Annotated in this window: 24 protein-coding genes; 14 read left to right on the top strand and 10 right to left on the bottom strand. The window is 63.2% G+C overall.

What is annotated here, in order from left to right; genetic code table 11:
• Positions 1 to 176 precede the first annotated feature (176 nt).
• A complete protein-coding gene (locus BI347_RS02400; protein ID WP_071115215.1) occupies positions 177 to 1,442 on the top strand; it encodes an HD-GYP domain-containing protein in 1,266 nt (421 codons plus the stop codon).
• A 4-nt stretch (positions 1,443 to 1,446) separates the two neighbouring features.
• Here the strand turns inward: BI347_RS02400 and blaOXA are convergent, their stop codons facing one another.
• Positions 1,447 to 2,262 carry a class D beta-lactamase gene (gene blaOXA / locus BI347_RS02395; RefSeq protein WP_071111397.1) on the bottom strand — a complete coding sequence of 272 codons (816 nt, stop codon included), beginning with the start codon at positions 2,260 to 2,262 and terminating at the stop codon, positions 1,447 to 1,449.
• Positions 2,263 to 2,357: 95 nt separating this feature from the next.
• Positions 2,358 to 2,984: a dethiobiotin synthase gene (bioD, locus tag BI347_RS02390; RefSeq protein WP_071111398.1), complete on the bottom strand. Its 627-nt coding sequence runs from the start codon at positions 2,982 to 2,984 to the stop codon at positions 2,358 to 2,360.
• A 234-nt stretch (positions 2,985 to 3,218) separates the two neighbouring features.
• Between bioD and BI347_RS02385 the strand changes: the two genes are divergently transcribed.
• Positions 3,219 to 3,662, top strand: a complete 444-nt coding sequence (locus BI347_RS02385; RefSeq protein WP_071111399.1) for a hypothetical protein — start codon at positions 3,219 to 3,221, stop codon at positions 3,660 to 3,662.
• Between the two features lie 228 nt (positions 3,663 to 3,890).
• Here BI347_RS02385 and BI347_RS02380 read toward each other — a convergent pair whose 3' ends face one another.
• The 3 genes from BI347_RS02380 to BI347_RS02370 form a co-directional block, all read right to left on the bottom strand.
• A complete protein-coding gene (locus tag BI347_RS02380) occupies positions 3,891 to 5,675 on the bottom strand; it encodes a 2-isopropylmalate synthase (protein ID WP_071115214.1) in 1,785 nt (594 codons plus the stop codon).
• 185 nt (positions 5,676 to 5,860) lie between these two features.
• Positions 5,861 to 7,264: a HAMP domain-containing sensor histidine kinase gene (locus BI347_RS02375; protein ID WP_071115213.1), complete on the bottom strand. Its 1,404-nt coding sequence runs from the start codon at positions 7,262 to 7,264 to the stop codon at positions 5,861 to 5,863.
• On the bottom strand, positions 7,254 to 7,910 hold the full coding sequence (locus BI347_RS02370; protein WP_071111402.1) for a response regulator: 657 nt from the start codon (positions 7,908 to 7,910) through the stop codon (positions 7,254 to 7,256). The genes BI347_RS02375 and BI347_RS02370 overlap by 11 nt, the downstream gene beginning before the upstream one ends.
• Before the next feature lie 206 nt (positions 7,911 to 8,116).
• On the opposite strand from BI347_RS02370, the gene BI347_RS02365 reads away from it, so the two are divergent.
• From BI347_RS02365 to BI347_RS02355, 3 genes are all read left to right on the top strand, one after another.
• Positions 8,117 to 9,106: a DUF2860 domain-containing protein gene (locus BI347_RS02365; protein ID WP_071111403.1), complete on the top strand. Its 990-nt coding sequence runs from the start codon at positions 8,117 to 8,119 to the stop codon at positions 9,104 to 9,106.
• A 209-nt stretch (positions 9,107 to 9,315) separates the two neighbouring features.
• A complete protein-coding gene (gene asd / locus BI347_RS02360; RefSeq protein WP_420837161.1) occupies positions 9,316 to 10,164 on the top strand; it encodes an archaetidylserine decarboxylase in 849 nt (282 codons plus the stop codon).
• A gap of 243 nt (positions 10,165 to 10,407) precedes the next feature.
• Positions 10,408 to 11,469 (top strand): ferritin-like domain-containing protein, encoded by a 1,062-nt coding sequence (locus BI347_RS02355; RefSeq protein ID WP_071111405.1) that lies wholly within the window; start codon positions 10,408 to 10,410, stop codon positions 11,467 to 11,469.
• 70 nt (positions 11,470 to 11,539) lie between these two features.
• Here BI347_RS02355 and ilvC read toward each other — a convergent pair whose 3' ends face one another.
• Genes ilvC through ilvB form a run of 3 tightly spaced genes read right to left on the bottom strand, consistent with a single transcriptional unit; the run spans position 11,540 to position 14,873 of the window.
• On the bottom strand, positions 11,540 to 12,556 hold the full coding sequence (gene ilvC, locus BI347_RS02350) for a ketol-acid reductoisomerase (RefSeq protein ID WP_021478383.1): 1,017 nt from the start codon (positions 12,554 to 12,556) through the stop codon (positions 11,540 to 11,542).
• A 48-nt stretch (positions 12,557 to 12,604) separates the two neighbouring features.
• A complete protein-coding gene (gene ilvN, locus BI347_RS02345) occupies positions 12,605 to 13,096 on the bottom strand; it encodes an acetolactate synthase small subunit (protein WP_071111406.1) in 492 nt (163 codons plus the stop codon).
• 10 nt (positions 13,097 to 13,106) lie between these two features.
• The gene (gene ilvB, locus BI347_RS02340; RefSeq protein ID WP_071111407.1) at positions 13,107 to 14,873 is read right to left on the bottom strand and encodes a biosynthetic-type acetolactate synthase large subunit; all 1,767 of its coding nucleotides are present in this window, start codon (positions 14,871 to 14,873) and stop codon (positions 13,107 to 13,109) included.
• A 193-nt stretch (positions 14,874 to 15,066) separates the two neighbouring features.
• On the opposite strand from ilvB, the gene BI347_RS02335 reads away from it, so the two are divergent.
• The 4 genes from BI347_RS02335 to BI347_RS02320 are packed head-to-tail and all read left to right on the top strand — an operon-like array spanning position 15,067 to position 16,925.
• Positions 15,067 to 15,633: an RNA polymerase sigma factor gene (locus BI347_RS02335; RefSeq protein ID WP_071111408.1), complete on the top strand. Its 567-nt coding sequence runs from the start codon at positions 15,067 to 15,069 to the stop codon at positions 15,631 to 15,633.
• On the top strand, positions 15,630 to 16,010 hold the full coding sequence (locus tag BI347_RS02330; RefSeq protein ID WP_071111409.1) for a DUF3619 family protein: 381 nt from the start codon (positions 15,630 to 15,632) through the stop codon (positions 16,008 to 16,010). Before BI347_RS02335 ends, BI347_RS02330 begins: the two co-directional genes overlap by 4 nt.
• The gene (locus BI347_RS02325; RefSeq protein WP_071111410.1) at positions 16,003 to 16,404 is read left to right on the top strand and encodes a DUF3106 domain-containing protein; all 402 of its coding nucleotides are present in this window, start codon (positions 16,003 to 16,005) and stop codon (positions 16,402 to 16,404) included. Before BI347_RS02330 ends, BI347_RS02325 begins: the two co-directional genes overlap by 8 nt.
• Entirely contained in the window at positions 16,401 to 16,925 is a 525-nt protein-coding gene (locus tag BI347_RS02320) for an RDD family protein (RefSeq protein ID WP_071115211.1), read from the top strand. The genes BI347_RS02325 and BI347_RS02320 overlap by 4 nt, the downstream gene beginning before the upstream one ends.
• A gap of 6 nt (positions 16,926 to 16,931) precedes the next feature.
• Here BI347_RS02320 and BI347_RS02315 read toward each other — a convergent pair whose 3' ends face one another.
• Positions 16,932 to 17,825, bottom strand: a complete 894-nt coding sequence (locus BI347_RS02315) for a LysR family transcriptional regulator (protein ID WP_071115210.1) — start codon at positions 17,823 to 17,825, stop codon at positions 16,932 to 16,934.
• Between the two features lie 99 nt (positions 17,826 to 17,924).
• Here BI347_RS02315 and BI347_RS23405 point away from each other — a divergent pair, with 99 nt between their 5' ends.
• The 4 genes from BI347_RS23405 to BI347_RS23395 are packed head-to-tail and all read left to right on the top strand — an operon-like array spanning position 17,925 to position 19,221.
• The gene (locus tag BI347_RS23405; RefSeq protein ID WP_139166861.1) at positions 17,925 to 18,113 is read left to right on the top strand and encodes a hypothetical protein; all 189 of its coding nucleotides are present in this window, start codon (positions 17,925 to 17,927) and stop codon (positions 18,111 to 18,113) included.
• 55 nt (positions 18,114 to 18,168) lie between these two features.
• On the top strand, positions 18,169 to 18,594 hold the full coding sequence (locus tag BI347_RS02310; protein WP_239690806.1) for a carboxymuconolactone decarboxylase family protein: 426 nt from the start codon (positions 18,169 to 18,171) through the stop codon (positions 18,592 to 18,594).
• 55 nt (positions 18,595 to 18,649) lie between these two features.
• A complete protein-coding gene (locus tag BI347_RS23400; protein ID WP_139167163.1) occupies positions 18,650 to 18,904 on the top strand; it encodes an alpha/beta hydrolase family protein in 255 nt (84 codons plus the stop codon).
• A gap of 29 nt (positions 18,905 to 18,933) precedes the next feature.
• Positions 18,934 to 19,221, top strand: coding sequence for a hypothetical protein (locus BI347_RS23395; RefSeq protein ID WP_139167162.1), 288 nt, complete (start codon positions 18,934 to 18,936; stop codon positions 19,219 to 19,221).
• A gap of 324 nt (positions 19,222 to 19,545) precedes the next feature.
• Here the strand turns inward: BI347_RS23395 and guaD are convergent, their stop codons facing one another.
• Positions 19,546 to 20,856: a guanine deaminase gene (gene guaD / locus BI347_RS02305; RefSeq protein WP_071111414.1), complete on the bottom strand. Its 1,311-nt coding sequence runs from the start codon at positions 20,854 to 20,856 to the stop codon at positions 19,546 to 19,548.
• 253 nt (positions 20,857 to 21,109) lie between these two features.
• Between guaD and BI347_RS02300 the strand changes: the two genes are divergently transcribed.
• Positions 21,110 to 21,607 (top strand): MarR family winged helix-turn-helix transcriptional regulator, encoded by a 498-nt coding sequence (locus BI347_RS02300; RefSeq protein ID WP_071111415.1) that lies wholly within the window; start codon positions 21,110 to 21,112, stop codon positions 21,605 to 21,607.
• The last annotated feature ends 31 nt before the right edge of the window (positions 21,608 to 21,638 follow it).

The raw sequence follows: 21,638 nt of genomic DNA, 5'->3' as shown, positions 1-21,638 counted from the left end.
GCCGGCTGGAGCCGGCATGCTTTCATCGTAGGAGTTCGGCGGGGAAAAACAAGAAGGTGTCATGATGCGGCGTAGCAGAGCGAGACATCAGGATAAGTGCGGACCAGCGGCTTGCATGCGCGGCCAGATCGCCTTAACTGAAAAACGCCCCGCCCTTTTTCGAATGCCCGCCACCGATGAGCGACCACGACTTCACCACGGTCAACCCCCACTGGCTCGACCACTTGCTGGCGCTGCGGGACGATTATCGGCCGGTTCTGATCGAGGACGCGCTGGATCAGGAAGGACGCGTACTGCTGCCTGCCGGCGACATGCCTGATGCCAGCTGGAAAACAATGCTGGCACAGCGCCGGCTGAAGCAGCCGTTGGAAAAGCTGCTGCGGATAGACGCGTTCGAACCGCGCCTGCTGCTGCCGCAGCGCAGCCGGCTGCTGCTGCAGGAGTCGCGCTTCCTGCAGGCGCTGCTCGGCCAAGCCGACGAGTGCGGCCTCAGCATCGCCATTCTGAAGCTGCTGCCGCTGAAGGGCGCCATCGCCATCTGGCTGGCCATCATGCACCAACGCGGCGAACTGGACCACGCGCTGCGCGTCTGCCTGCTGTCCATTGGACTGGCACGCCATCTCAACCTGTCGCCGCAGGAGCAGCAGCAGGTCGCGCTGGCCGCGCTGCTGCACGACATAGGCGAGCTTTACATCGACCCGGCCTACCTGGCCGCCGAGCACACCTTGCAACCGGAGGAGTGGCGCCACGTCGTCAACCACCCGGTGCTGGGCTGCCAGCTGCTGCTGGCGCTGGGCGAGCTGGAACAGCCGCGGCCGGTAGCGCTGGCGGTGCTGCAGCACCACGAACGGCTGGACGGCAGCGGCTACCCGCTGAGCGCGCAGGGCGACAAGCTGAACCCGGGCGGCCAGGTCCTGATGCTGGCCGACACCATCTGCCAGTTGCTCGGCCGCCAGCCGTTCTTCCCGCAGCGGATAGACATCGCGCTGAAAATCCTGCCGGGCGAATTCGATTACGACATCGTGTCCACGCTATGCCGGATCAACCGGCTCAGCAGCAAGCACCTGCCGCCGCCGCCGGTGAACGTACCCGACCTGTCCAAGCAAGTGCAGCGACTGTTGCAGCAGATAGGCCGGCTGACCCAGCGCTTCTGGGCGATGGCGGAACTGGACATCGGCCAGTCCCCGCCGGCGCGCAAGCTGCTGGATGGCAGCATGCAGCGCTTCAACACCATACAGCGTGCCATTTCCAGTACCGGAGCCGGGGAGCTGCCGCACGACCAGAAAGACGACGAGCTGCAGCGCGAGCTCTGGTGCGTCATCGGCGAAACCCGCTGGCGGCTGCGCAACCTGGCGCGCCAGATCGCCCTGCGCATCGACAAGCTGCATCCTCACGAACAAGTGCCGTTCATGGCGCTGGCCAACGCCCTGATGGAGCATTGAGCGTTCAGCGCGGCAAACCGGCCGCCAGCGCCGGCAGCTCCTTCAGAAAGGCCTCGCGCGAGCGCACGCCGGCGGTGCCGGGCTCTTTCCTGTCGTCCTGGATCAAACGGGCGAACACCAGCCGGCGCTCGCCCCGCTCCGCCCAGCCGACGAACCAGCCATAGGGATGCTCTTGGTCCTGCGCGCCGTCGCGCAGCAGCGGGTAGGCCATGCCAGTCTTGCCGTGCACCGTCCAGCCGCCGGGCAAGGCGGTCTGTTCGACAATGCGGCGCGTCATTTGCTGCGCCTGCGGCGATGCCGGCAGCCGGTCCTTCAGCAACTTGCCCAGGAAGGCCAACTGCTCAAGCGGTGAAACCTTCAGCGAGGAGCCGATCCAGGCCCGCTCCAAACCGTTATTCTTGCCAGGGTCGCCGGCGAAATCGGCGTTGCCGTAGCCGAAGGCCCGGGCATAGCGGCTCAGCGTGTCAGCGCCGAGCTGATGGGCGATCTGCTGCGAATACCACACCACCGAATATTTCAGCCAGCGCGTCGGATCGGTGCTCTGGCGCCAGTTGTCGCCGCCCCAGTCCACATAGCCCTGGCGGAACGGCAGCGCCGGCGCGTGCGCGTCCTTGAGGAAGCCCGAATCGTAGCCCATCACCGCCAGCGGAATCTTGAAAGTGGAGGCCGGCGTGACGCGCTCGCTGCAATTGCCCTGCCGCAGCAGGATGTCGCCGGTATCGGCGTCGGCCAGCGCCGTACAGATGGTTTTGGCCTGCACCGGCCCGGCGACGCAAACGGCGGCCAGCAAACCGGCCGCCGCGCATGACAGTTTTTTCATATCTTTCCCTGACTGGATGATCGGATGCGGGGCAACGGATGCCCCCCCAGCATCTGTCAGGCAAACGGCGCGGATGTTCCCGGCACCGCACAGACTCAAGGCTGGTGGGGAATCTCCAGCAGCAGCGGCGCCGGGATGTGGCGTTGCAGCGTAGCCAGATTCTCCGCATAGGCCGCCTGCGGCGGCTGCGCGCAGTTGGCCACCCAGCCGGCCAGCGGCAAGCCGCTGTCAAGCACCGCCCGCGCCGTGAGCAGCGCGTGATTGATGCAACCCAGCCGCATGCCCACCACCAGGATCACCGGCAAGGCCAGCGCCTGCGCCAGATCGGCCATGAACAGGCTGTCCGACAGCGGCGCCAGCCAGCCTCCCGCTCCCTCCACCAGCAGAACGTCGGCCTGTGCCTGCAAGCGGTCGCAATGTTCTTGGATCACTTTCAGGTCGATCTCCACCCCGGCCTGGCGCGCCGCGATGTGCGGCGACACCGGTGGCAGGAAGCGGTAGGGGTTCATCAGCTCCAGATCGGTCTGACCGCTGGCGGCGGCGAGCCGGGCCACATCGTCGTTGAGCCAGCTGCCGTCGGCCAGGATTTCGCAGCCGGACGCCACCGGCTTCATCGCCAGCACCCCGCGGCCTTGCTGGCGGTGGTGATGGATCAAGGCGACCGCGGCGTGAGTCTTGCCGATCTCGGTGTCGGTGCCGGTAATGAAAAATCCCTGCTTCATGGCGGTGGCTTCCTGTGCAAAAACGCCGGCATCGACATGCCGGAGTGAAAATGGCCAAACAGCCGCAGTTCTACACCAGAGCGCGCATGCTGTCACGAGCGCCGGCATCCGCGGCGCATCGTGGAGAATGGTGAAATAACGGCTGTGAAGTGGCATAAATGCTGGGGTTGGCCACAAGAAACAACGCAACCGCCATGCCAGAATCAAGCTCCCAACCCCGAGGAGGAGCAAACCATGAGTGAAAGCGAAGCCGCCGCCGCGCTGGGCGGCATGGGCATCATGGTGCTGGTGGTGATCGGCGCGCTGGCGCTGGCAGTCGGCATCTTCTATTACCTGACCCTGCACCAGACTATGGACTCGGTGAGCGAGATCAACCGGCCGCTGGCCGGCGGCCTGATCTGGCTGGCGCTGATTCCCTTCGTCGGCGCGATCTGGTACATGGTCTACATCATCCTGCTGTCCCGCGCGCTGAAGCGGGAGCTGGCGCAACGCGGGCTAGCGGGCGACGGCGCCGCCGGCATCAGCCTGGCGCTGGTGATCCTGCTGGCGTTGTGTTTCGTGCCTTACGCCAATCTGATTGCTTTCATCCCCGCCCTCGTGTTGTGGCTGATGCATTGGGTGAAGATGGCCGGCTACCGCAAGCTGCTGCAGACGGCCCAGCCCGTGTTGGCAACCTGAAGCCGCAGCGCCGCGACGTGGCAACGCCGACCTCGTGGGTCGGCGTTGTGCCGTCTGCCTTGTGAGCGTGGGCGCAATGGTTTGGCCGGATGGGCCTGCGGATTTCACGCGGGATGGAGTGAAAGCCTTTCGGTTAGGCGGGCGGGCCGGTGGGCGCAACGACAAGAACGGGATGGAAAACCTTGCCGCCTCCCCCGGACCGCGCCGCCGCGCCGGGAAATCGAAAAATCAGACGATGGCCTGGGCGTGCACCTTCACCTCGCTGCTGAGCTTGTTCAGCGCCGACAAATAGGCCTTGGCGCTGGCGACGATGATGTCGGTGTCGGCGCCCTGGCCATTGACGATGCGGCCGTCCAACTCCAAGCGCACGGTGACTTCGCCTTGGGACTCAGTGCCCTTGGTGATGGCGTTGACCGAGTACAACTGCAGCTCGGCGCCGCTGTTCGCCACGCTCTCTATCGCCTTGAACGCCGCGTCCACCGGGCCGGAACCGCTGGATTCGGCCCTCACCTCATGGCCGCGCTCGGCGAACACGATGCGCGCCAGCGGCGGCTCGCCGGTTTCGGTGGCCACTTGCAACGACACCAGCTTATAGGCCTCGTGGTCGGCTACCATCTCGTCAGACACCAGCGCGTGCAGGTCTTCGTCGAAGATTTCGCGCTTCTTGTCGGCCAGCTCCTTGAAGCGGGCGAAGGCGGCGTTGAGCGCCTCCTCGCTGTCCAGCACGATGCCCAGTTCGGCCAATTTGGTCTTGAACGCGTTGCGGCCGGACAACTTGCCCAGCGTCAGCCGGTTGGCGCTCCAGCCCACCGACTCGGCCGACATGATTTCGTAGGTTTCGCGGTGCTTGAGCACGCCGTCCTGATGGATGCCGGATTCGTGGGCGAAGGCGTTGGCGCCGACGATGGCCTTGTTGGGCTGCACCGGGTAGCCGGTGACGGTGGACACCAGCTTGGACGCCGGCACGATCTGGGTGGCGTCGACCATGCTGTCGACGCCGAACACGTCGCGACGGGTCTTCACCGCCATCACGATCTCTTCCAGGCTGGCGTTGCCGGCGCGTTCGCCCAAGCCGTTGATGGTGCACTCCACCTGGCGCGCGCCGCCCAGCACCGCCGCCAGGCTGTTGGCCACCGCCATGCCCAGATCGTTGTGGCAGTGGGCGGACCACACCACCTTGTCGCCGCCGGGTGTGCGGGCGATCAACTCGCGGAAGAAGGCCTCGGTCAGACGCGGCACCGCGTAGCCCACGGTGTCGGGCACATTCAAGGTGGTGGCGCCGGCCTCGATCACCGCGCCGAAGATGCGGGCGAGGAAATCGATGTCGGAACGCAGCGCGTCCTCGGCGGAGAACTCGACGTCGTCGGTGTATTCGCGGGCGATCTTCACCGCCTTCACCGCCGCCTCCACCACCTCGTCCGGGCTCATCCGCAGCTTCTTCTCCATGTGGATCGGGCTGGTGGCGATGAAAGTGTGGATGCGGCCGCGGACCGCCGGCTTGATCGCCTCGCCGGCGGCCCGCACGTCGCGCTCGTTGGCGCGGGCCAGGCTACAGACGGTGGATTCCTTGATCGTTTCGGCAATCGAACGGATGGCGTCGAAGTCGCCGGGGCTGGCGGCGGCAAAGCCGGCCTCGATGATGTCCACGCCCAGCCGCTCCAGCTGGCGCGCGATGCGGATCTTTTCTTCCTTGGTCATCGAGGCGCCCGGCGATTGCTCGCCGTCGCGCAAGGTGGTGTCGAAGATGTAAAGACGGTCACCCATGCTGATAGTTCTCCCAGCTCCCTGTGCCGGCTCGCCGACCAGATAGTCGTTGAAATCAAAGCGCCTGCCCTGTCCTGCGGCCAGCTGCGCCAGGCGGCTGAGCTGCACCAGCGGCAGGCTGCCGCGTTCCCTCCATTTGTATATCGCTGCGCGGCTCACCGGCTCGTCGGGGAACAGACGGTTCAGTTCGTCGGCCAGATGGCTCGGCCCGCCGAAGTCCGCGACCAGTCGTTCAATATCCACTTGCATCAATGTGCTCCTGCAGCATGTTTTGAACCAGACTACTCAAACATGAGACACAAGGTCAAATTTGACAGGAAAAATCTGTGTCAAATTCGTCACAAGATATGTCTAACTTTATTTTTTAGACAAATTGTAGAATTTAATCGTAAAAAAAAGGGCCCTCTGGCGCCCGCACAACCGTGGCAAAGCATCTAACTTGGCGACAACCAGGGCAGGCTGACATGAAACGCCACGCCCCGGCCTTCCAGCCCCTCCGTGATCCGGATGCGGCCACCCTGCGCCCGCACCGCCTGCCAAACAATGGCGAGCCCCAGGCCGGAACCTGGCGCAGATGCCGTCTTGCCCCGGTAAAAGCGCTCGAACAGATGCGGTTTGTCGTCGACGGCGATGCCAGGCCCGTCATCCGCCACCGCCAACTCTATCCATCCATCAGCGGCGGCAAGGCGCACCTGGACGCGACCGCCGGCGCGGCCATACGCCACCGCATTGGACAATAAATTGTCCACAATCGAGAGGAAGGAAACCAAGGCCAGGCTGGCCAGCAAGCCATCTGGCGAGTCCAGCTCCAGCTCCATGCCCTTTTCTTCCGCCCGCGGCGACAAGCCGATCAAGGCATTGCGCGTCACCTCGACCAGATCGACCTGTTGCCGGCGCTCGCTCTCCACGCCTTCCAGCGCCGCCAGCCGCAACAGCTGCTGCACCAAATGGGAATGGCGTGCCACCGCCTGCTCCAAAGCGGCCAGGTTTTGCTGCCTGGCTTCGGCATCCTCCTCGCGGGCCAAAGCATGCGCCTGCGTGGAAATCACGGCCAATGGCGTGCGCATCTCATGGGCGGCATCCTGCACGATGGCGCGTTCGCGAGCGATGCTGTCGCGGCTGCGCCTCAGCAACTGATCCAGCGCCTCGACAATCGGCTTCAACTCACGGTAGGGCAAGCGCATGGACAAAGGAGAAAAATCATCGGAGGCGCGACGGTTCAGATAATCGGCCAAACGCCTCAGCGGCAGCAAGCCGCGCGAAATGGCGAGCCACAGCGGCAGCAGGATCAACGAAAAGGAGATGGCCAGGGGCGCGATATATTGCTTAGTGATGAAAGGCAGTACTTCCTCGTCTGGAATCAGCGGTTCGAACACAGTCAAATATCCAGCGGGATAGAGACGCTCCGCCACCCGATACGCTTTTCCTTGCAGCTGCACCACGCCCTTATTCAAATCGCGCGCCGGCAGCGCGATGGCCGGGATGCCCGGCGAAGCGTAGATCCGCTTGCCTTGCCGCGTGCGCGCGGAAATCAATAAATCGCCCGGGTAATCGACCTCGACCTTGGCAGCCACGTTGATGCGCCGCGATGCGTTGAACAAACGATCCGCCGTCTCCAAGGCTTGCCGATTGCGCTCCATTCCGCCGGGCGACAGCACCACGGAAAGCAGATCGGCCACTTTCCACAAAACTTGGCGGCGGGATTCCGATGACCGCGACTCATGGTATTCCCGCCCGACCAGCACCAGCCATATCAAGGCGAAAGCCAGCAACAAAGCCAGCAAGACCCGCCTCGTCAACGACGGCGCCAAACCATCCGCCAGCCGCTTAAACCACATATTGATAGCCCACGCCGCGCACGGTGCGGATGCGTTCGGCGCCTATCTTGCGGCGCAGATTGGACAAGTGCACCTCTATCGTCGCGCCATCGACAATATCGCCAAGCGGCTCCAGGCGTTGCCCCAGCACCGTTTTCGACACGATGCGGCCAGGGTCGCGCGCCAGTTCCACCAGCAAACGGAATTCGCGAGGCGACAAGTCCAACGCCAGGCCGTCCAGCCAAGCCAAGTGCACGCGGGGTTTGAGGCTCAGCGCGCCCAGGCTCCAGACTTCGCTGGCCTGGCGGGCGCTGCGGCGGCATACCGCCCGCACTCTCGACACCATTTCCGACACCGCGAACGGCTTGCACAGATAATCATCGGCGCCATCGTCCAAACCCGCCAATTTATCGTTCAAATCGGCGCTGGCCGTGATCATGATCACCGGCACGGCGATCTGCCTGGCCCGCCAGGCGCGCAACAATGCCAAGCCGCTGCCGTCCGGCAGGCCCAAGTCCAGCAATACGCAATCGAACCGGTCCGGCTCGAACAAGGCATCCGCATCCGCCAGCTTCCGCACCCACTCGGTCGTCACCGCTTCGGCTTTCAACGCGGCCTGTAAAGCCCGCCCCAGGTCCAAGTCATCCTCAACAATCAATAGATGCATTTTCGTTTTCACCGCGACAATCTTTGGCTTAGCAAAAGGTTGGCATACGCATACTTGCGCCATGCAAACGGGATGCCCTCTCTTTGCGCTGGCCATGGAGTATATGGTCGCGCACTCAAGACAGACAATCGGCTTGGCCATCCAACGCCAGGATGAATTGCCCGCCCGGCGACCCGCTCTTTTAACTCCATCCAAAGGAATATCCGATGAAACATCATGCCGTATTGATACTGCTGAGCGCACCTTTGCTGGCAGTCGCCGCAGAGAATGAACAAGACGGTTTCTCCGGGGCCTTACAGCTAGGCGTCAGCCACTATCAACTGGCCAGCAATTTCCTCAAGGCGCCAAACGACGGTCGCCCCAGCGCCGCCAGCTTGACGCAAGCGCCGGCCTCGCAATCCGGTACTGCCCCCCTGGTCGAAGGCGAATGGAGCTATGGCTTCGCCGGCACAGGCACCCGGCTCTTCATCTCGCCCTCCAATACCAGCACCTTCGCTGCGGGAGGCGGCCTGCAGTTGGGCGTGCGCCAGCAACTGCCGCAAGTCGGCGCGGTATCGGCAGCGCTGACTTATGGCGAGAGCGAAGTCTGGCTGGACCCTTATGCTTTGAATGTCGCCCGCCAGGACGGCAAGCTGAAAAACGCGGGTCTGGCGCTGGGCTGGTCGAACATCCTGAATACGCCGTTCAGCGCCAACTTCAGCTACGCCAGGCAAAAGCTGGGCAATGAGCGGAGCGGACAGGCGCAAGGCTTGACGCTGGCAGATCAAGCCCTGCTGCAGCGCAATGGCAACAACTACGGCGTCCAAGCCTCTTATGCCTGGAAATTGGACAGCCAGGGCGCGCATACGCTGACCCCCGGCATGATATACGCGCGCGCAGATCTGGATGGCAAGGCCATGAGCACCCGACGCTACGGGATGCAATTGGCTTACGCCTACCAAGGCGCGGACTGGGATGCCACGGTTTCCCTCGTCGCGCTTCGCACCCGCTATCAAGCCGGTAATCCGGTTTTCGCCGGCCAGAAAGCCGATAGCCGCGACGCTTTGCTCAGCCTGGGCCTGACCCGGAAAAACCTGCTCGGCGCCAAGGCCTGGTCCGCCTTTCTCAGCGGCAACTATGGCCGCTTCAACTCGGACCTTGCTTATTTCAACGCGCATATCCGAGAGGTGTCCATCGGCCTGGGCTACCATTTTTGATCCAGTCGAAACGCGCGGCCATCGTCGCCAAGGCGCACGCTGGCGGCCCGCTATTCAGCGCAGCGCCAGATGGCTGCGGCGCCTCCTGTCGCGCGCTCGGCCATTAGGGGAAATCGGCATAGCCCGCGCGAAAGCGCCGCGTCATCGGCTGACGGCGGGCCAGCCGTGCTTAGCTGCGATATAATGGGCGGTTAACCCATCATCAGGAAATGCCCGTGTCCGAACGCCTGTTCGTGCTGCTGCAGCACGTGATGCCCAAGCTGGTGCTGACCCGGCTCGCCGGCTGCTTCGCCAGTTGGAAAGGCGGCGGCTTCACCACGGCCGCCATCCGCCGCTTCATCGCCCGTTACAACGTGGACATGAGCGAAGCGCAAAACAGCGACCCGGCGTCCTACGCCAGCTTCAACGACTTCTTCACCCGCGCGCTCAAGCCCGGCGCGCGGCCGCTGGCCGACGCGCGCCTGGTTTGTCCGGTGGACGGCGCGGTCAGCCAGCTGGGGCCGATAGACAGCGGCCGCATCTTCCAGGCCAAGGGCCGCGACTACAGCGCGACGGCGCTGCTGGCCGGCGACGCCGAGCTGGCCGCCTGTTTCGCCGACGGCCGCTTCGCCACCATCTATCTCAGCCCGCGCGACTACCACCGCATCCATATGCCCTGCGATGGACGCTTGCTGGAGATGACTTACGTGCCTGGCGATCTGTACTCGGTCAACCCGGCCACCGCGCGCGGCGTGGACCGGCTGTTCGCCCGCAACGAGCGGGTGGTGTGCCTGTTCGAGGACAATCAGGGTCTACCTTTCGTGATAGTGCTGGTGGGCGCCACCATCGTCGGCAGCATGGCCACCGTCTGGCACGGCGTGGTCAACCCGCCGCGCCGGCCGGATGTGCATAAGTGGGATTACCGCGCTCAGGACATCCGCCTTGCCAAGGGCGAGGAGATGGGCCGCTTCTTGCTGGGCTCCACCGTGGTGCTGCTGTTCCCGCAAGGACCGCTGGCCTTCAACCGGCAGTGGCGCGCCGCCAGCCCGGTAAGGCTGGGCGAGGCGATGGCGGACTGAGTGTTCGCCTGCGCGGTCTCAATCGGACAAACGCGGCTTGCAGCCGCGTTTTTTCTTGTCCGGCAAGCCATGCGGTTCGAAATCTGCAGACAATTTGCTACTAGGTAGAAATAACTATTCGATTGGAATGCATGGCTGGCTATCCAAAAATGATTAGGCGTTCCCGCTGCCGCGCCATGGCGTTGGCCGACGCCCGGTAGCCGCGAGCGCCTTTCATTTGATGCCGAACCGGAGATTCCAGCCATGCACATCGCCGACATACTGAACATGAGGATCAGCAATCCCGCCACCTGGAGCAAACAGGAACTGTACGACAACCTGCAGGCCGCGGTAGATGTCGAACTGTGGACCATTCCGCTGTACCTGACCGCCCTCTACTCGGTGCAGGGATTGGATGCCGGCAATCAAAAAGCCTACCCCGCCGCGGCCAAGCTGATCGAAAGCGTGGTGATCCAGGAGATGCTGCACCTGGAACTGGTCTCCAACCTGTGCAACGCGCTGGGCTATGCGCCCCGCTATCCCTTCCCCACCTACAAGGAAACGGCAGGCATTCCCTTCCTCAAGCCGGATGTGCCGCCCAAATACGCCGGCTACCAGGTCAAGCTGGGCGCGCTGGACGTCAACCAGCTGAAGCTGTTCTGTGTGATCGAGTTGCCGGAACCGCCCGGCAAGCCGGACTGGAACAAGCAGACCCGCTACAACTCGATAGGCGAGCTGTACCAGGCATTGGAAATCGCCATCAGCCAGCAATGGAAGACGCTATACATCGGCGCCACCAAGAATGACAAGCAACAAGCCAACTTCACCGATTACAGCCAGAAGAATCACACGAGCGTCGGTTTCAGCCAGATCATCAACAGCCTGGACGAGGCGTTGGCAGCGATGCAGGCAATCGTCAAACAGGGCGAAGGCAACCGCTCCACCGAGGAGATTCCGCCCAAGGACCAGCCGCCGAAGGAAAAACCGGCCAATTACGACCCCAGCGATTTCGATCCGGCGCAGAGCCATTTCCTGAAATTCAATCTGATCCTGGATATTCTCCAGGGCGGCTTGTCGCCATGGACTCCCGCCACCTATCCGCTGATCCCCCATCCCGACAAGCAGCAACTGGCGGTGCAGGCGACGGCGCAAAACCAGCTGAGCAGCGGCTTCCGCGGCTTCATCTCCGAGCTGCAAACCGGCTTCAACACCGCGCAACCGAAAAACATGATGCCGAACAGCTTCTACGACAGCATGTTCAATCTGCAAAACCTGATCACCGCCGTCTGGCAAAGCGGAGCGGTGCCGGCCTTCCCGACCGAGTGATCCAACCGAGCGCATGAAAAAGCCGGGCATCGCGCCCGGCTTTCTCACAACAGCAGTTCAAACCGACAGCTCAGTTCTTCGACTGGTCCACCAGCTTGTTCTTGGCGATCCACGGCATCATCGCGCGCAGCTCGGCGCCGACCTTCTCGATCGGATGCGCGGCGGTCAGGCGGCGGCGGGCGGTCATGCTCGGGTAGTTGGTCTTGCCTTCCAGGATGAACATCTTCGCGTATTCGCCGCTCTGGATGCGGTACAGCGCCTTCTTCATCGCTTCCTTGGTGGCCGAGGTCACCACTTCCGGGCCGGTCACATACTCGCCGTACTCCGCGTTGTTGGAGATCGAGTAGTTCATGTTGGCGATGCCGCCTTCGTACATCAGGTCGACAATCAGCTTCAGTTCGTGCAGGCACTCGAAGTAGGCCATTTCCGGCGCGTAGCCAGCTTCCACCAGCGTCTCGAAACCAGCCTTCACCAGCTCCACCGCGCCGCCGCACAGCACCGCCTGTTCGCCGAACAGGTCGGTCTCGGTCTCCTCGCGGAAGTTGGTCTCGATCACGCCGCCCTTGGTGCCGCCGTTGGCCGCGGCGTAGGACAGGGCCACGTCGCGCGCCTTGCCGGATTTATCCTGGTATACGGCGATCAGGGTCGGCACGCCGCCGCCCTTCAGGTATTCGGAGCGCACGGTGTGGCCTGGGCCCTTGGGCGCCACCATGATCACGTCGACGTCGGCCGGCGGCACGATCTGGTTGTAATGGATGTTGAAGCCGTGGGCGAAGGCCAGCGCCGCGCCCTTCTTCAGATTCGGGGCGATGTCCTTGTGGTAGACGTCGGGCTGCGACTCGTCCGGCAGCAGGATCATCACCACGTCGGCCTTCTTCACCGCCTCGGCCACTTCCTTCACCTTGTGGCCGGCCGCTTCGGCCTTCTTCCACGACGCGCCGTCCTTGCGCAGGCCGACCACGATGTCGACGCCCGATTCCTTCAGGTTCTGCGCATGGGCATGACCTTGCGAGCCGTAGCCGATGATGGCCACTTTCTTGCCCTTGATGATGGAGAGATCGGCGTCCTTGTCGTAATAAACTTTCATTCTCTAATGTCCTTGGTATTTGTTTGCTAAGGGACTGCAAAGCCCCGCTCAGATTTTCAGAACCCGCTCGCCTCGACCAATGCCGGATGCGCCGGTACGGACCGTTTCCAGGATCACTGTGCGGTCCACCGCCTCGATAAAGGCGCCGAGCTTTTCGCTCGTACCGGTCAGCTCGATGGTGTAAGTCTTTTCCGTCACGTCGATGATGCGGCCACGGAAGATGTCGGCCATCCGCTTCATCTCCTCGCGGTCCTTGCCTACGGCGCGGACCTTGATCAGCATCATCTCGCGTTCGATGTGTTCGGATTCGTTGAGGTCTATCACCTTGACCACCTCGATCAGCTTGTTGAGCTGCTTGGTGATCTGCTCGATGACTTCGTCGGAACCGTGGGTGACGATGGTCATCCGCGACAGCGTCGGGTCCTCGGTGGTGGACACTGTCAGCGAATCGATGTTGTAGGCGCGAGCCGAAAACAGCCCCACCACGCGGGACAGGGCCCCCGCTTCGTTTTCCAGAAGTATGGATAAAATATGTCGCATGCCGCCCGCCTTAGCACATATTGCCGTAGTCACGGTTGTTCTCGAAAGGCACCTGCTGGATGTCGCGCATGTGCGGCGGCAGGTCCATCTCATCCAGGCCCTTGCCGTTCTGGATCATCGGGAACACGTTCTCCGACTGGTCGGTGCGGAAGTCGATGAACACCAGGCGCTCCTTCAGCTTGTCGCTGAAGGCCTCGCGCAGCACCGGCTCCACATCGGACGGATTCTCCACCAGGAAGCCGACGTGGCCGTAGGCCTCGGCGATCTTGACGAAGTCCGGCAGCGCGTCCATGTACGACTCCGAGTAACGGGTGCCGTAGAAGAACTCCTGCCACTGCCGCACCATGCCCAGGTAACGGTTGTTCAGCGCCAGCACCTTCACCGGAGTGTGGTACTGCTTGGCGGTGGACAGCTCCTGGATGTTCATCTGGATCGAGCCCTCGCCGGTGATGCAGGCCACCTGCGCGCCGGGGTTGGCCAGCTGCGCGCCTATCGCCGCCGGCAGGCCGAAGCCCATGGTGCCCAGGCCGCCGGAGTTCAGCCACTGCTTGGGACGGTCAAACTTGTAGTACTGCGCCGCCCACATCTGGTGCTGGCCGACGTCGGAGGTGACGATGGCCTGGCCGCCGGTGATCTGGTACAGCTGCTCCACCACGTACTGCGGCTTGATCAGCTCGCTGGACGGGGCGTACAGCAGACAGTTGTGGCCGCGCCATTCCTCGATCTGCCGCCACCACTGGTTGAGCGCCGAGCCGTCCGGCTTCTGGCCGGACTGCCGCAGTTGCTCCAGCATCTCCTTCAACACCAGCTTGACGTCGCCGACGATGGGTATGTCGGCGCGCACGCGCTTGGAGATCGACGACGGGTCGACGTCGATGTGGATGATCTTCTTGGCCCGGCCGAGAAAATGCGACGGCACGCTGATCACGCGGTCGTCGAAGCGCGCGCCTATGGCCACCAGCACATCGCAGTGCTGCATCGCCATATTGGCTTCATAGGTGCCGTGCATGCCCAGCATGCCGAGGAACTGGCGGTCTGAGCCCGGATAGGCGCCCAGGCCCATCAGCGTGTTGGTGCACGGCAGATTGAGCGAGCGCACCAGCTCGGTCACTTCGGCTTCGGCGCGGCCCTGCACCGCGCCGCCGCCGACATAGATGAAGGGACGCTTGGCGTCCAGCAGCAGGTTCACCGCCTTCTTGATCTGTCCGCTGTGCCCGCGGGTGGCCGGCACGTAGGAGCGGATGTGCACGCTTTCCGGGTAATGGAATTCCGCGCGCTGCTGGGTGATGTCCTTGGGAATGTCCACCACCACCGGACCGGGCCTGCCGCTCTTGGCGATGTAGAACGCCTTCTTGATGGTGGAGGCGATCTCGCCCACGTCCTTAACCAGAAAGTTGTGCTTCACGCAGGGACGGGTGATGCCCACCATGTCCACCTCCTGGAACGCATCCAGGCCGATGGCAGGCGAAGGCACCTGGCCGGAGATCACCACCAGCGGGATGGAGTCCATATAGGCGGTGGCGATGCCGGTGACGGCATTGGTCGCGCCGGGACCAGAGGTCACCAGCGCCACGCCCACCTTGTCGCTGGAGCGCGAATAGGCGTCGGCGGCATGCACCGCCGCCTGTTCGTGCCTGACCAGCACGTGTTTGAACTTGTCTTGCCGGAAGATGGCATCGTAGATTTCCAGTACCGCGCCGCCCGGATAGCCGAATACGAACTCGGCCCCCTCTTCCTGCAGGCAGCGGACTACTATTTCGGCGCCCGATATCTGCATATCGCCTCTATTTCATGTTGATTTCATCCCGTTTGCTCAAAGACCTTATCGTATTGCTCAAAGCATGGTCAAGTGCTTTTGTGCAGGTGCAAAAAAGCGCTAAATCACGGTTATTTCAGGAGAAAAACTCGTGCTAGCCTAGTGATTCCTGCTCTGTTAACATCCCAGGTTGGCATCAACCTGAAACGCACAGATGGCAAGCCGCAAGGAAATGGCCGACTTTCTGCAGTCGGTAGAAAAACGCGCCTTCAAGCAAGCGCTGTACGCGGTGCGCCAGGAAGACAATGCGCTGGACATCGTGCAAGACTCGATGATGAAACTGGCCGACCGCTACGCCCACGCGCCGGCCGCGGAATTGCCGCTCATCTTCCAGCGCATCCTGCAGAACACCATCCGCGATCACTACCGACGCAGCAAGGTACGCAGCTTCGTCAGCACCCTGCTGTCCTCGCTGATCCCCACCCATGCCGAGGATGACAGCCTTGATCCGCTGGAAACCCTGGATGTGGCCGCCGACGAGGCGCACACCAATCCGGAGCAATGGTACCAGCGCAAGGAAGTGGCGCTGATGATAGACGCGTCGCTGCAGCTCCTGCCGGCCCGTCAACGCGAGGCCTTCCTGCTGCGTTACTGGGAGGGACTGGATGTTGCCGAAACCGCCCAGGTGATGGGGTGTTCCGAGGGAAGCGTCAAGACGCACTGCTCGCGCGCCAACCACACCCTGGCCGCCATTCTTGCGCAAAAGGGAGTACTGCTATGAATCATGCCAACGATAGCCAGGGCGACCATTTGCCAGCCCGCATCACCCGTATTCTGGACACCCCCACCGCCGAACCCACCCATGAGCAGCTGGAGCGCCTGAAACTGGCCCGCGTCCGGGCGATGCAGCGCTTCGATCAGCGCGCCGCCGAGAACATCAGCCTGCAGGAAAGGCTGGCGCTATGGGCGCAGCGCCATACCGTGCTGATCAAGCGCGGCGGCGCGGCGCTGGGCTTCGCCGTGGTCACCGGCGCCGGCCTGATGCTGCTGGACGGCCTGCTGGTGGAAAGCGAGGCGGTGGACGCCGCGGTGCTGTCGCAGGACCTGCCGCTGAACTCCCTGCTGGAGCCCAATTTCAGCCGGGGGCTGCATGAATAAGGCCAGACGCCTGGCCTGCGCCCTGCTCTCCCTGTCCAGCCTGCTCGTCCCGCAGTCATCGCACGCCTCCCCTCCCGCCGACCCGCTCTGGGACCAACTGAACAGCGAACAGCAGCAAGTCCTGTCGCCGCTGGCGGCGGAATGGAACCGCTACGCGCCAGACAAGAAACGCAACCTGCTGGCCATCGTTCCCCGCTTCATCGGCCTGCCGCCCCAGCAGCAGCAGCGGGTGCGACAGAAACTGAAAACCTGGTCCGAGCTGAGCCAGCCGCAGCGCGACCAGATCCGCGCCAACTGGAAAAAGCTGCAGCAGCTGCCGCCGGAACAGCGCGAACTGGTGATGCGGCGCCTGCGCGAACGCAGCGCCATACCGGAAGCCTCGCAAACCAAATGAACCCATCCACCGTCCCCAGCCTGTCCCGCTGCCTGGCCAGCCTGTTCTACGAATCGCTGCTGCTGGTCGCCATCATGCTGGTGGTCAGCGCCGCTCTCACCCCGCTGCAGCTGGTTTTGGGCCGGGACTCGGTTCTGCTGCACACGCTGATCCAGCTGGCGGTGGCCGCCGCGCTGTTCGCCTACTTCGGCTATTGCTGGACCAGGAGCGGCCAGACGGTGGCGATGAAGACCTGGTACATCCGCCTGGTGTCCGCCGACGGCCAATTGCTGCGCTGGCAGCAGGCGCTGGCGCGCTTCCTGATCGCCGCCATGCTGTTCATCGGCCTGCCGGTGGTTTCCTACCTCGGTTGGCAGCGCAGCTACGGCGACCATCCCGCCGTCAAATGGCTGGCGCTGATCTGGTGGTTGCTGCCCTTCCTCGCCCGCTACTACGACAAGGACAAGCGCCACCTGCACGACCGTCTGGCCGGCACCCGCCTGGTGCTGCTGCCCAAACCGACGCGCGGCGGCAAGGCCTGAACCGGCTCACGCTTGCAACAGCGGCTCCTCAGCCGCGAACTCCAGCAGGATGTCCAGCAACGCCCGCACCCGCGCCGGCAGTGCCAGCCGTTGCGGCCACAGCGCATAGACCGGCCGCGGCGGAATCCGCCAATCCGGCATCACCCGCAGCAGGCTGCCGCACGCCAACTGGCGACGGCACTGACTAAGCGGACACAACACGATGCCGCAGCCAGCCTCCGCCAGGCTCACCCCCAGCAACATATCGTTGACCAACAGCCGCGCGCCGTCCGGCAACGGCTGCGGCTCGTCGGTGTCGACATGATGCAGCTTCCAGTTTTGCAGCGGCGTGGTCAGCAACAGGTCGTGCCCGGCCAGTTGCCCCGGCGACTGCGGCCAGCTGCGCGCCGCCAGATACGACGGCGCGGCGGCCAGCACCGCGCTGACCTGCCCCAGCCGGCGCTGGTTCAATTGCGAATCCGGTTGCGGCCCCACCCGGATCGCCAGATCGGCGCCCGCCTCCAGCACGTCGCCGATGCCGTTGTTCAGCAGCAGCTCCAGCCTCACCTGCGGATGGCGCTGCAGCAGACGCTGCCACACCGGCAGCAGCAGGCCGTTGGCCATGCTGACCGGCGCCATCACCTTGACCAGCCCTTCCACCCGGTTCAGCGTCGCATCAAGCGAATCGGTAGCCTGGCGCAGCGCGCTCAGTAGCGGCTTGCACTGCTCGTAATATTGCCAACCCTCGTTGCTCGGCACCATGCGCCGCGCGCTGCGGTTCAGCAGTTTGCAGCCCAGCCTCGCTTCCAGCGCCTGCAGGCGCCGGGTCAGCGTCGGCGCCGGCATGCCATGCCGCTTGGCGGCCGCGCTTAAGCTGCCGGCATCCACAATCGCCACAAACAGATCCAGATCATCCAGCATGATTGCAAAAATGGAATTTGAAATTGATTTTTTGATTCTATTTTCACAATCATCTTTTTACTAGACTCCGCTCATCGAAACCAATGCAGATCGCCGTCATTGAGCCAAACCCTACGCCAACGCCTGCTGCTCTCGCTGCGGATGACCGCCTGGGTCCGCAGGCTAAGCCCGGACCTGCAAGCCGGATTCGTTTCCCGTTGGCAGCGCGCCTTGCTGTCGGCCCAGCGGGTCGCTCCCGGCGCGGAGCTGCTGGCGCGGCCGGGCGCAAACTCACCCAGCGCCTGTTGAAGCGGCGGCGCGCCTGCGCCGCCGCTTCAACAGGCGCTCAACCAGAAAGGATGACATGATGAGAATCGACTATGCCAAGCTATCGCCCAAGGCCTATCAAGGGCTGATCGCCTGCAAGAACGCGCTGTCGGAGAGCAGCCTGGGGCTGTCGCTGGTGGAGCTGGTCTACCTGAGGGTGGCCCAGCTCAACGGCTGCGCCTTCTGCCTGCAACTGCACAGCAAGGCGCTGCGCGGCCGCGGCGCAAGCCAGGAAAAGCTGGACGCGCTGGCCGGCTGGGACGTAGCGGAAGTTCTCTCTCCGCGGGAGGCGGCCGCCATCTCCTGGACTGAAGCCGTCACCGGCGTGGCCAACAGCCGCGCGCCGGACAGCGTCTATCAACCGCTGCGCGAACACTTCAACGACGCGGAAATCTCCGACCTGACCTTCGCCATCGCGCTGATGAACGCCTTCACCCGGATTGCGGTGGCGATGAGGCAGTAAGGGGGTTCCGCGCCGCTGCTGACAAAATCTGTCAAGCCAAAGGCATAAAATTCAAATGCAAAACATTCAGAGATTATTTATTCCTTTTACCCATGAAAATGGCGGCCATTTGTCAGTAGACCATGCGCAAATTTATTATGAAGAGTGCGGCAACCCTGCGAGCCAGCCTTTGCTGTTTCTGCACGGCGGGCTTGGATGTTTGACGGACTGCAATGCCTTGCTGGAACGCTTGCCATCGAGCTTGCGCTTGGTCGGAATGGATTTGCGAGGCCAAGGGCGTTCCACATTGGGCAGCGATGCGCTCAGCTAACGGCGCTACCAAGCGGATGTAGCGGCGCTATGCGAACAGCTGATTTGCCCGACGCCATCGTTCTCGGCATTGCGGCATTTAGACTGGCAGCCGCCCGGCATCCGCGCATCAGCCATTTGATCGCTGCCGGCGCGCACCGGCGCTTGCTTGCCGGGGCACCGGCTCGGCATCGTTATGCCCGTATCGATAGTCGCTCATGGCGGCTACAGTTTCCTGACGCGGTCGATCACTATGAGCGGGTCAATCCCGAGCCAGGTTTCGACCGGCTGGTTCAAGAAGGCAAAGCTCTCTGGCTAGATGAATCAGGCCAAGACTAGCCCAATGAGAGCATTAGCCAGATCTCCATCCCTACTTTGTTGATTCGGGTGGGAGTCGCGATTTCCTGTTAGAACTGGACGAGATGAGCCAGTTTCAGGCTCGCGCGAAACATGCGCACTTGCTTAATTCGCCGGCCACGACGTATTGAATGAGGCCAGCGACTCGGCACTGTCGGTCATTCTGACCTTTCTCGCAAAATCATAGCCATCCGCGCCACGCTGTGGGCTTATCCACAAACATCGGGAAAAATGGAAATTATCCACAATCCATAGCGCTGCCGCGCCGCGCGCCCACTCCATGGGGAGGCATGCCGCCGCAGACAATCAGTTTGGCTGCCGCTGGTAAACTCGTTTTCCCGCCACATAGGTCGCCGCCACCGCGCGGTCGTCTCCCAGCATCATCTGCACAAACATCGCCTCGCCCAGATCCCTCGCGTAGCGCATGCGGAAATCCAGCAGCGGCGTGGAGCGCAAGTCCAGCACCGCCAGATCAGCCTCCATACCTGCCTCCACGCTGCCAACGCGGTCGGCTATGCCCAGCGCCTCGGCGCCGCCGCGGGTGGCCAGATAGAAGGCCTGCGCGGCGGACAAGGGCTTGCCGTGGCTCTGCGCCGCCATATAGGCCCCGTTCATGGTCTGCAGCATGGAGAAGCTGGTGCCGGCGCCCAGATCGCTGCCCAGGCCCACTTTCACCGGGCGATCGCCCAGCACGCAGCGGCGCAGGTCCAGGCTGCCGGAGCCCAGGAAGAAATTGGAGGTCGGGCAATGCGCCAGCACGGCGCCGCTGGCGTGGAACATCTCCAGCTCGGTGTCGGACAGGTGGATGCCATGGCCGTAGATCGCGCGCGGCCGCAAGAGGCCGTAGCGCTGATAGACGCCGGCGTAATCGCGGCAATCGGGGAACAGCTGCTTTACCCAGGCGATTTCGTCCAGGTTTTCCGCGATGTGCGACTGGATCGGCACGTCGGGAAACTCCGCCGCCAGCGCGCCCAGCATTTCCAGCTGGCCATGGCTGGAGGTGGGAGCGAAACGCGGGGTGATCACGTATTCGGCGCGGCCCTGGCCATGCCAGCGCCGGATCAGCGCGCGCGATTCCTCGTAGGCGGTCAAGGGCGTGTCCAGCAGCGCGTCCGGCGCATGGCGATCCATGCACACCTTGCCGGCCAGGATGCGCAGATCGATGCGCGCCGCCTCTTCGAACAGCACATCCACCGAGCCGGCATGCACGGTGCCGAACACGCAGCTGGTAGTGACGCCGTTGCGCAGCTGCTCGGAGAGGAATACCCGCGCCACTTCGCGGGCGTGGGCCTCGTCGGCGAAACCCTGCTCGGTGATGAAGGTGTAATGCTGCAGCCAGTCCAGCAGCTGCTCGCCATAGGCGGCCATCATCTCGGTCTGCGGATAATGGACATGGCAGTCGATGAAGCCCGGCAGGATCAGATGGTCGGGATAATGCGCCAAGACCGCGTCGGCGCCGAGCGTCGGCAACAGCTGCGCCGCCGGCCCGCATGCCGCGATGCGGCCGTTTTCCATTACCACCAGCGCATCGCGCTGGAACACCAGGCTGTCCTGTTCGGCCTCCCGGAACGGGTTGCCCCGGAAAGTCAGCACATCGCCGCGCACCGCTGTCTTCAAGCTTCACTCCCGCCGCATGCCGCGGCTGTATCGCGCCGGCGGCGTTCCACCTCCGGCAATTATCTTCATATAAAGAATCTTCACTTGCAAATATAACCCCGTTTGCCTGCCCAGGCAAATCTCGATCCCGCCGCAAGCCGAGCTAGCCGCCCTCAACAACTTGTCTTTAAATGAAGATAGTATATTTTCAAGTCGTGATACTCTTGCGCCCGTCCCGTTTGCCGCGTTTACCTTTGGATCAGGAACCAGCAGCATGCAGCAAGTACCAGACCAGATTGACCGTATCGTCGCCCTGTGGAACGAAGTCCGTCCCGACCTCGATACCTCCTCCACCCAGATCATCGGCCGCATCGTGCGGATGGAATACTTCATCACCCGCCGGGTGCTGCAAGATCTGTCCCGGCACAATTTAAATGTAGGCGAATTCGACGTGCTGGCGGCGCTGCGCCGCGGCGGCGAACCCTACCAGCTTTCGCCCAACCAGCTGCAAGGCATGGTGCTGATCTCGTCCGGCGCGCTGACCAACCGCATCAACCGGCTGGAAGAGGCCGCGCTGGTCAGCCGCTCGCCCGACCCGGACGACCGCCGCGGCGTGATCGTCACCCTCACCGCCAAGGGTTTCCAGGTGATAGAGGACGCCGCCGGCCACCACCTGGCGGCCGAGGCCGAACTGATGGACATGCTGGACGCGGAAGAGCGCGCCACGCTGGCGCGGCTGCTGAAGAAGATGTTACAGGCGCAGGAAGACTGAAGCGCGAAAAAAACCGGCCGACAGGCCGGTT

Source organism: Chromobacterium sphagni, from assembly GCF_001855575.1.
Taxonomy (GTDB): Bacteria; Pseudomonadota; Gammaproteobacteria; order Burkholderiales; family Chromobacteriaceae; genus Chromobacterium; species Chromobacterium sphagni.
The sequence above is the reverse complement of the archived record's forward strand: the minus strand, read 5'-3'. Positions and strand labels throughout refer to the sequence as shown.